Annotated in this window: 10 protein-coding genes; 7 read left to right on the forward strand and 3 right to left on the reverse strand. The window is 58.3% G+C overall.

Going from position 1 to position 9681, the window contains the following annotated elements; all coding sequences use genetic code 11:
- Positions 1–28 precede the first annotated feature (28 nt).
- The 3 genes from DC522_RS22130 to DC522_RS22140 form a co-directional block, all read right to left on the reverse strand.
- Entirely contained in the window at positions 29–1177 is a 1149-nt protein-coding gene (locus tag DC522_RS22130) for an iron-containing alcohol dehydrogenase (protein ID WP_116530790.1), read from the reverse strand.
- An 87-nt stretch (positions 1178–1264) separates the two neighbouring features.
- Positions 1265–1696 (reverse strand): MaoC family dehydratase, encoded by a 432-nt coding sequence (locus DC522_RS22135; RefSeq protein ID WP_116530800.1) that lies wholly within the window; start codon positions 1694–1696, stop codon positions 1265–1267.
- A gap of 466 nt (positions 1697–2162) precedes the next feature.
- Complete coding sequence (locus DC522_RS22140; protein WP_165820253.1) at positions 2163–3341, reverse strand: CaiB/BaiF CoA-transferase family protein; 1179 nt, start codon at positions 3339–3341, stop codon at positions 2163–2165.
- Between the two features lie 549 nt (positions 3342–3890).
- Here DC522_RS22140 and DC522_RS22145 point away from each other — a divergent pair.
- The 7 genes from DC522_RS22145 to DC522_RS35455 form a co-directional block, all read left to right on the forward strand.
- On the forward strand, positions 3891–4937 hold the full coding sequence (locus DC522_RS22145) for a Gfo/Idh/MocA family protein (RefSeq protein WP_133239339.1): 1047 nt from the start codon (positions 3891–3893) through the stop codon (positions 4935–4937).
- Between the two features lie 12 nt (positions 4938–4949).
- On the forward strand, positions 4950–5699 hold the full coding sequence (locus DC522_RS22150) for an SDR family NAD(P)-dependent oxidoreductase (protein ID WP_116530793.1): 750 nt from the start codon (positions 4950–4952) through the stop codon (positions 5697–5699).
- Between the two features lie 11 nt (positions 5700–5710).
- Positions 5711–6223, forward strand: a complete 513-nt coding sequence (locus DC522_RS22155) for a TRAP transporter small permease (protein ID WP_116530794.1) — start codon at positions 5711–5713, stop codon at positions 6221–6223.
- Positions 6220–7494: a TRAP transporter large permease gene (locus DC522_RS22160; protein WP_116530795.1), complete on the forward strand. Its 1275-nt coding sequence runs from the start codon at positions 6220–6222 to the stop codon at positions 7492–7494. The genes DC522_RS22155 and DC522_RS22160 overlap by 4 nt, the downstream gene beginning before the upstream one ends.
- A 52-nt stretch (positions 7495–7546) precedes the next feature.
- The gene (locus DC522_RS22165) at positions 7547–8539 is read left to right on the forward strand and encodes a TRAP transporter substrate-binding protein (RefSeq protein ID WP_116530796.1); all 993 of its coding nucleotides are present in this window, start codon (positions 7547–7549) and stop codon (positions 8537–8539) included.
- Positions 8540–8636: 97 nt separating this feature from the next.
- Entirely contained in the window at positions 8637–9431 is a 795-nt protein-coding gene (locus DC522_RS22170) for a shikimate dehydrogenase (RefSeq protein WP_116530797.1), read from the forward strand.
- On the forward strand, positions 9428–9681 hold a 254-nt coding region (locus DC522_RS35455), incomplete at its 3' end, for a hypothetical protein (protein WP_205769717.1). The genes DC522_RS22170 and DC522_RS35455, both read left to right, overlap by 4 nt.

The raw sequence follows: 9681 nt of genomic DNA on the forward strand, positions 1-9681 counted from the left end.
GAGGGCTGCCCCTTTTCGTTGATAGGCCTTACGCTGCCATGCTCAGGATCTGCCGGACGCTCGGAGCGTCGATATCGCGATTTTCGCCAAGCGCGGTCTGTCCTGCCCGCTCGAGGTGCTCGAGAATGTCTGTCGGACTGAAATCGAGTCCGAGCTCCGATATGCGAACCGGGCACCCCATGGTCTTGAAGAACTGTTCGGTCTGCTCGATCGCCTTCTCTGCGGCGACAGCGTCGTCGGTTTCAGTGATGCTCCAGACCGTTCTCCCATAGCGTGCCAGCATCGCCTGCTTTTGCGCCGCTTTGTAGCGCATGAGGGACGGCATGATCACCGAGAGCGTGCGTGCGTGATCCACGTTGTAGACCGCCGTTATGGCATGCCCGATCATGTGGGTTGACCAGTCCTGAGGAACACCAGCACCAATGAGGCCGTTCAGGGCTTGATTGGCGGCCCACATCACATTCTCGCGAGCTTCGTCGCCCCCGGTTTCGACCAGCTTCGGACCCCACTCGGCCAGGACCCGCAGCAGAGTCTCGCTGTAGCCGTAATGAATCGGCGCGTTGACCGGGGAGGTGAGATATTGCTCCAGCACATGAGTGAAGGCGTCGACGACGCCATTCTCGAGCTGCTGCCTGCTGAGGCTCTGCATGGTGGATGGATCGAGAATGGCGAAAGCCGGGCGGGCCGCCTCATTCCGGAAAGGCAGCTTCAGCTTGCGCTCGCGGCTTGAGATCACGGACACCGCATTGCTCTCCGACCCGGTGGCTGGCAGCGTCAGAACCGCGCCAACCGGCAGTGTGGTGGCCGGGAGCTTGCCGGCTGCAAGGTCGGGCCAGGGATCGTCGGAGCCTAGCGAAACCATGGTCGCCAGGAATTTGGCGGCATCGATGACGGAGCCGCCACCCACACCCAGAATGAGATCGACATTGTTCTCACGGGCTACAGCCGCGGCCTTCTGCAGAGTCTCGTAGACTGGGTTGGGCTCGACGCCTCCGAACTCGACCACCTTGCTGTCCTTAAGACCGGCCATGACCTGATCATAGATGCCATTGCTCTTGATGCTGCCGCCGCCATAGAGCAGCAGCACGCGGGAATTTGGGGGCACCAATTCACGCAGGGCTTCTATCTGGCCATTTCCGAAGCGTATGTCGGTCGGATTGCATATGCGAAATTTCATCGTCTTTCCTCCTGTTACCCTTGAGCGTTCCAGATTGATCTCGGCCGGCACGCGCTATCCTGCGGGAAGCGGCTAGGGCTTCCTTGATCAGTCGTACATCTGAATGACGGTTTCTGCGACGATGGCGGGGCGTTCATGATTGCTGTCGGTTTCAAGCACATTGTGCAGAATCAGCCTTACGCCACCTTCGATATCGACAACCTGCCTGATGGTCTGCCGAAGGCGGATGCGCGAGCCGGGATGAACCGGTGCAGTGAAGCGCACCTTATTGCAGCCATAGTTCAAGCCGCGGCGATAGCGGCGCACCGTGAGAAGAGTATCGGCGAGGCGCGGCATCAGCGAGAGGGTCAGAAGGCCATGCGCAACCGTCTTGCCCTGTGGCAATTCGGATCTGGCGCGGTCCTGGTCGATATGAATCCAGTGCCGATCCTGCGTCAATTCTGCGAAGACGTCGATCTGATGCTGCGTGACGAGAAGCCAGTCGCTCGGCCCGAGCTCTCGCCCTACATGCTGTTTCAATTGGAAAACATCGTCGACAACTAGCATCGGGTCCCTCGCGGTTGTTCTGCCCTGCAGGACGATTGACACGCAAAAGGCGTCACCTTGGCAGCATCCTTAGATAAAACGATTTAATAGATATTCTGCAAGCTGTCGACAGAAGGCGCCTCCTCCATCGGCCCCATTCTCGAAACAGGGCGGAGGAGCAGTCACGCCACTCGTCGCGGATTTGTCGTCGCGTGCCGCTGTTGTAGCCGGCGGCTCGGGGTTCGGATATGCGGTGGATGCATTGCAATCGGCTGGAGCGCAGGTCGTGATCGCGGGACGCCGAGACGACGTTCCCTGTGAATGCCACGTTACCTGAGCAGCGAGATGATCCGTCTCGCCGGTGGGGCGCTGGAATGGCGAGAGTAGGGTCCTGAATTGGCCACATCTGGACAAGGCCAAGCAAGAAAAGCTCCCTGTCAGGGAGCTTTTCTTGTAGAGGTCAGATGATCTCTGCCGCCTTGGCTTGGGAGATCTCCTCGGGGCTCATTTTCAGCCATTCGGAGAGCACCTCGCTGGTATGCTGCCCAAGAACAGGAGGGGCTTCCTCGATCGAAGTCGGGCTTTCGCTCATCCTGATTGGCAAGCCTTGCATGGGAAGGTTGCCCGCTTTTGGATGGGTGATATCGACGATATGACCGGCCTCCCGCATATAGGCGCTGCTCGCGATATCAGCGACGGTCTGCACTTTCGCCGATGGAAGCTCAGCACGGCTTAAGGCAGCAAGCGCCTCATCTGAGGAGTGGGATGCAAACCATTCGGCCGCGATCGCCTCGATGGCCTCGACGTTCTTCATCCTCGCCTCCAGTGTCGAGAAGCGTGGGTCCTGCAGCAGTTCCGGCCGCCCGACCATCCGGACGAAGCGCGGGAAATGAGCATCATTGCCCCCGACCATATGGATCCAGACACCATCCTTTGCCCGGAACGTGTTGCCTGGTGCTGCGTAACGGTCCCGGTTGCCCATCCGGCTGACCTTGCGCCCGTTGACGAGATATTCCGGGATCGCCGTCATCAGAAGAGAGGTGGCGCTGCCGACCAGGCTGACATCGACCATCTGTCCCTTGCCGGTGTGATGTCGCCGCTCCAGTGCGGCAAGAATGCCGACGCAGGCATAGAGTGCGCTCGCATAATCGGCCACGAACGTTCCGGCCATGGATGGGGGACCGTCAGGCTGGCCCGTCAGGTCCATCAGGCCGGAGGTCGCCTGGGCAATGCCGTCGAAGCAGGGCTCGTTGGAAAGGCTGTTATTCTGACCATAACCTGAGATGCGCGCCATGATCAGGCGCGGGTTGAGCTGATGCAGAACGTCCCAGCCGCACCCCATCTTTTCCATGGTGCCCGGGCGGAAGTTCTCGATCAGAACATCCGCCTCTGCCACGAGGCGGCGGAGCAGGTCCTGGGCCGCAGGATTGCGAAAGTTCAGGGAGAGACTGCGCTTATTGCGATTGAACATCATGAAGTAGATGCTCTCGCCCTCGATATAGGGGCCAAGGGAGCGGGTGTCGTCGCCGCCCCTGGTTCTCTCCACCTTGACAATTTCCGCGCCAAGATCGCCAAGAACCATGGCACAGTGGGGGCCGGCGATAAACCGGGATAGGTCGAGGACTTTCAGTCCCTTCAAAGCACCTGACATCATGCACCTGAGATTGCAGAGATGAATTCACGACACTGTCCAAGTGAGAGACATCGCTTCACGCGGCTGCTCTTGCAGTGTTGCGCTCTATCCTGAGGGGGCAACGCCTCTCCCAAGCCAAGCTCGTCCGTCAAACGGGCCCAAGGCCGGGAAAGCGGATCGAGTTTCTCAATGGACGCAGCTCGAAAGCCCGACATATCGTGCCCCTTTGGACATCTGCTGCCATGCTCCATCAAGGCCGAAGCCGGCGGGCGAGGCAGCCTATGTCCTCACTAACTGGAACCTATATAAAAACGTTTCTCCAGGATTTAGCAACCTATAAAACCGTTTTATCAGGATCCGTTGTGTTCCTAGCCCGGTTCCTTCCAGACAAAAAGGAGAGGCTACGGATTCGGGAATTGACTTGTCCGGAAAGCCATACTTTATTGTCTATCGAAACGTTTTTAAGAAATCGTTTCGAACGGGTCGGAAGAGCTCTGCTGTTCAGGATCCATAACGATATGGCGCGGCTGAATAGCCACGCCCGGGGAGGTGGAGTTGACTAAAGAGCGTGGCACCCGTTTGCGCGCAGGTTTGGTCGGATGTGGCGGCTTTGCTCAAGCTGCGCTGATCCCGGCCATGCGAATGGCCCCGATCGACTTGGTGGCCGTCTGCGACCGTGACCAAGAGCGGGCCGAGGCCTGCGGGCGGCTATTGCGGATTCCGGCGATCTATACGTCTCTCGATGATCTTCTGGCTCGGGAACAACTCGACGTCGTAATCATGGCCATTGGGCCCGACGTTTACCCCGAACTCGCCGAGAAGGCGATGCGGGCCGGGGTGGATGTCTATGTGGAGAAGCCGCCCGCGGTGACAGTCGACAAGGCGCTTCGCATGCGTGAAGTGAGCCGTGAGACGGGCCGAAATCTCGCCGTCGGCTTCATGAAGCGCTTTGCCACGGGATACCGCATGGCCAGGGAGTTGGCGAGCGCGCCTGATTTCGGACGCATCATGCATCTCACTGCGCGCATATGCTCCGGCGTTTGGACGCCGGTCTGGTCGAGTGAGCTTACGCCTTTCGCCTTCGTACTCGACCACAGTGTGCACTATCTCGATCTGATCCAGTTCTATGCCGGGCCCGTTGCGTCGGTGACTGCCGAGCTGTCTCAGGCAAGCAATGAGCGGTTTGGCTATGCCGTCCTGCTGCGCTTCCAAAGCGGTGCAACCGGCCTTCTGGAGATCTCGAATTACGAATCCCGAGGGGTTCCCAATGAGCGTATCCAGCTGATGGGCAGCGAAGGGAACTCGGTAACGGTGGAGAATGTCAGTCGCGTCACCTATTCCCGGAATGCGCCTCCCATGAGCCTGGGGCGGCACTTCGATCCGGCGGCGGATCGAGTTGTTTGGGAGCCGAACATGACGAACATCTCTCCCGAGAATTCGTCTTTGGTGCATCAGGGCTACGTCGGAGAGATGCGCCACCTTGCGGATATGTTGCTAAGTAACAGGCCGGCGAAGCCTGACATCGACGACGGAATTGCGGCCGTTCAACTCGCTCATGCAATCGTGGCCAGCAACGGTCAGCGGATCGAACTCTCCCGGTAAGGTTGGAGAACAATGGCGTACAACAAAACTGAACTCTCCTCTCGGGTTGCTCTGGTCACAGGTGGCGGAACAGGGCTTGGCAAGGCGGCAGCGGAAGGCTTGCGCGCTGCCGGCGCCCGCGTGTTCATCATGGGGCGCCGCGAAGATGTCCTTCACAGGGCGGCTGAAGATATCGGCGCAGAGCCGGTTGTGGGCGATGTTTCCGACAGGGCCAGTGTCGAGAGCGTAGTCGCTCGGGTCCTCGAGAAAGGCGGCCGTCTCGACATTCTGGTCAACGCGGCCGGAATCAACCTTCGTGGAGAGTCTCTCGACTATCCGGAGGATCAGTGGGACCAAGTCCACGCAGTCAATACCAGAGGTACATTCCTGTGCTGCCAAGCCGCAGGGCGGATCATGCGGTCCGCCGGATACGGTAAGATCATCAATATCGCATCCTTGGCGAGCGAGATCGGATTCCCGCGCATCGTTGCCTATGCGTCCAGCAAGGGCGGCGTTCGGCAGTTGACGAAAGCCCTTGCCGTCGAATGGGCTCCGTTCGGGATTCGTGTCAATGGAATTGAGCCGGGCTGGTTCAGGACCGAGCTGACTGAACCTTTGTTTCATGATGCGGAATGGGTCAAGAAGATCACCTCTCGCATTCCGATGGGGTATGCTGGCAAGCCCGAGGATCTGCAGGGAGCTGTCGTGTTCCTGGCATCAGGAATGTCCGATTACATCACCGGTGAACTCATCCGTGTTGATGGCGGTGCTCTCGCGGCGTGAAGGAGACATACATGGATGAACCCGATCATATCGAGCGCGCCGGCCAATCGCCGTTCGAAAAAGCATTGGAGTGGATTGTCGTCCCGCTCATGCTGGGCCTGATCACGATCGGTTTCGTGGCTGTGTGTCTGCGCTTCTTCGCGGGGGGGTATTATGCGCTCTTCTGGTCCGAAGAGGTGATCCGCTACGGCTTCATATGGATCTTCTGGCTGTGCGCACCCGTGCTGATCTGGCAGGGCGCCATGTTCACCGTAGACATGTTTGTCGGAGCGCTGCCGAACAGGGCACAGAGAGTGCTTCGTCTGCTCGTTAACCTTCTCATCATGTTCATCGCAGGCGTATATGCCTATCAGGGTTGGTTGATGACAAAGGTGAACATGGAACAGCAGTCCAGCGCCTTGGAAGTTCCGCTTGCCCTCGTCTATGTTTCCATCCCCTTCGGATGCGTACTGATCCTCCTGGTCACGGCTTATCAGAGCCTGAAGCTTATGGGTGTCATTAAGTCCCCAATGGTAGAGCCATGATCCTGACGCTGTTCATTGCATTTATCATTCTTCTTCTCATTGGCGTTCCTGTTGCATTTTCGACAGGGATCGCGGCTCTGATTGTCGTTATTCTGGATCCGACGCTGTCTGCCCGCCTTCTGGTTACGAGGGCGTTCGCCGGCATGGATTCCTTTCCTCTGATGGCGATTCCGTTCTTCATTCTCGCCGGCGAGATCATGGCGCACAGCGGCTTGACGCAAAGGATCGTCAACGTGGCCATGGCACTCGTCGGTCATGTTCGCGGTGGTCTCGCGCATGTGACCGTCATGGCGAACGCGCTGATGTCGGGCGTATCCGGGTCTGCCTCCGCAGACTGCGCAGCGACCGGCTCAATCCTGATTCCATCGATGATCAAGCAGGGTTACAAGCCGGCATTCGCCGCACTTATCACGGCATTCTCAGCCATGATGGGGCCCATCATTCCACCAAGCATCTTCATGATCATCTATGGCTCGATGGCGGGTGTCTCCATCGGGAAGCTGTTCATTGGCGGCGTGGTTCCCGGTCTTCTAATCGGCCTGTCCCTGATGCTGCTGGTCGCGATCCTGGTCCGGAGAAGGTCCTTCGCCGTTCCGACGACGACGTTCTCATTTAAGAAGCTCTTCCAATCCTTGGTCAGCGCGGCTTGGGCGCTGGTCATGCCCATCGTAATCGTCGGCGGCATCCTCGGCGGCATCATGACGCCGACCGAGGCAGGCATCGTCGCCGTCGTCTACAGTCTGTTCGTCGGCTTCTTCGTTCATCGTACGCTCACGCTCAAGCAGCTTCGCCTGTTGACGATGTCCGCGGCACTTTCGTCCGCGAATATTATGATGGTTGTGGGATTTGCATCCGTATTTGGAACGATTCTTGCCCTCGGCCGGTTCGAAACCGTGGTCATGAACGTCCTGTTCGGCATTACGGACCAACCTTGGCTTCTCGTTGCAATCCTCATCATCTCGCTTGCCATCATCGGCAGCCTCATGGATGAGGTTTCGACTGCAGTGCTCTTCGTTCCCACTCTCGCGAAGATTGGCGCAGCCCTGCATTACGATCCCGTGCATTTTGGCGTTGTGATGGTTCTGGCGATCATGCTGGGCGCTGTCGTGCCGCCGGTGGCAACGCTTCTGTTCATCGGATGCACGCTGGCGAAGATCCCTCTGTCAGCCATCATGAGGCTGGTCTGGGTGTTCCTGATCCCGCTGGTGCTCACAAACCTGCTGATCGCCTATGTGCCGGCGCTCGTTACGTTCTTGCCATCTCTGTTCTGACAAGGGTGGTTAAAAATCTTGCCAGGAAGGCAAGTTACTTTGGGAGGTCGTTATGCCTGGAATTCTAAAGCGTCTCATGACAATCGCGGCCATTGGCACAGCAGCCATGGTGACGTTGACATCGGCCAGTTCGGCACAAACTGTTCTAAAGCTTGGCGATATCTACGCCCAGACCCACAGCAACAGCCTGGCCGACAAGCGCTTTGCCGAACTTGTAGAGAAGAAAACCAATGGCGCCGTAAAGGTCGAGGTTTACCTCGATTCCACTCTCGGCAACGAGCGGGAGCTCGCGGAAAGCGTGATTGCCGGGACGATCGATATCGCTCCGAGCGGGTTGTCCGGGATTGGCCGCTTCGTGCCTGATGCGCAGGTGCTGGAACTTCCATATCTCTATCGCGACCTCAAGCACATGCAGCGGGTTGCAATGGCTATTGCTCCCGACGTGGACAAAATGTTCCAGGCGAAGAAAATCAAGAACCTCGGCTACCTCTTCCTTGGTCCGCGTTCACTTGCGAGCCGCAAAGAAATCAACACTCTGAGCGATATGCGCGGCTTGCGCCTGCGTGTGCCGGAATCCCCGCTCTATGTCGGCTTCGCTCGCGCTTTGGGTGCGGTTCCGACCCCGATCCCGTTCCCTGAGGTCTATACCAGCCTTGAGACCGGTGTTGCGGACGCCGCCGAGGGCGAGCCTGCTACGCTCGCGACTACGAAATGGTATGAGCCAACGAAGAGCGTCAGCCTGACGAAGCACATCTGGCATTATCGCTTCTTCGCGATGAACGGGGACAAGTTCAACAGTCTTCCTCAGGAACAGCAGAAGGCAGTGCTCGAGTCTGCTCAGGAGGCGATGGAATACCAGGTCGGCCTCGTCGAAGAGTTCAACAACAAAGCGCTCGACGAAATCAAGGGCGCAGGAGTGAAGATCGTCGAAACCAAGGATCTCGACGCCTTCGCGAAAGCGCTCGTGGAATTCAACACGGAATTCGCGAAGAAACTCGGCCCGACGGCTGAGGCACTGCTTCAGAAGGTCCGGACCATTCAGTAGGCCCGCATAACACTCGGCGCCTGAGGGCCTTCGCGTCCTCAGGTGTTCAAGAAGCGTCGGGGGCGGACGGCAAATTCCGGGTGCTGGAAAATCCCATATGGCTATCACAGGAAAGACGGCTCTCTATGGACTGATCGGACATCCAATCGAGCACGTTGGATCGCCCATTCTGATCAATGCCTATATGGCCGAGACTGGATGGGATGGCGTTCTGGTTCCGCTCCATGTCAAGCCTTCTGACCTCGGCAAGGTCGTCGACGGGCTTCGCCGTCTGGAGAACCTGCGCGGTTTTCTTGTCACCATTCCGCATAAGCAGACAATCGTTCCGCTCTTGGACCGCCTGACCGAGTCCGCCGAACTTTCCGGGGCGGTCAACGTCGTACGAAGAGATAGTGACGGCACTCTGACCGGAGACCAACTGGACGGACAGGGATGTGCCGGCGCTCTGCGCAAGAGTGGAGTGAGCCTTGCAGGAGCACGCATCTACATGTCTGGTGCAGGAGGTGTTGCCGCGGGGATCGGCTTTGCGCTTGCCCAGCAGGGTGCAGGCGCCATCACGATTTTCAACCGCACAATCTCCCGGGCCGAGGAACTTGCACATCGCATCAAAAGCGCCTTCCCGAGTTGTGAAACCCGTGTCGGAAACAGCAATCCAAGAGGACACGACATTGTTGTCAATGCCACCAGCCTGGGGCTGAAGGCGAATGATCCCTACCCCATGGACGTCGATGGGCTGGACCCCTCGATGATGGCCGTCGACGTAGTGATCAATCCTCAAGAAACGGCCTTTCTCACGGCCGCGGCGGCTCGTGGTTGCCGGGTCCAGCATGGGTTTCGCATGGTCGAGGAACAGCTGCCGCTCATAATGCGAGCCATGGATCCAAATTCATGATCAGGCACCATTTCCTGGAACGCCTGTCGAGAGCGCTTGCTCTCACTGCAGAGGCCGAGAGCTTTCCGTATCGCCCCCTATGGCGTGGCAATTCGCCACTCATGGAACTTGTCGTTGATGCTAACGCGGTCTATGGGCCGCCTCCAGAATCTCATGTCTCAAGGAGCCTTGTTATGACAGCACACAATCGCCCGGACCGTCGCGTGCCCGAGCTGCGGGACGCGTCCCTGCTGGTGTCCCAGGCCTATGT

Source organism: Microvirga sp. KLBC 81, from assembly GCF_003075415.1.
GTDB lineage: Bacteria > Pseudomonadota > Alphaproteobacteria > Rhizobiales > Beijerinckiaceae > Microvirga.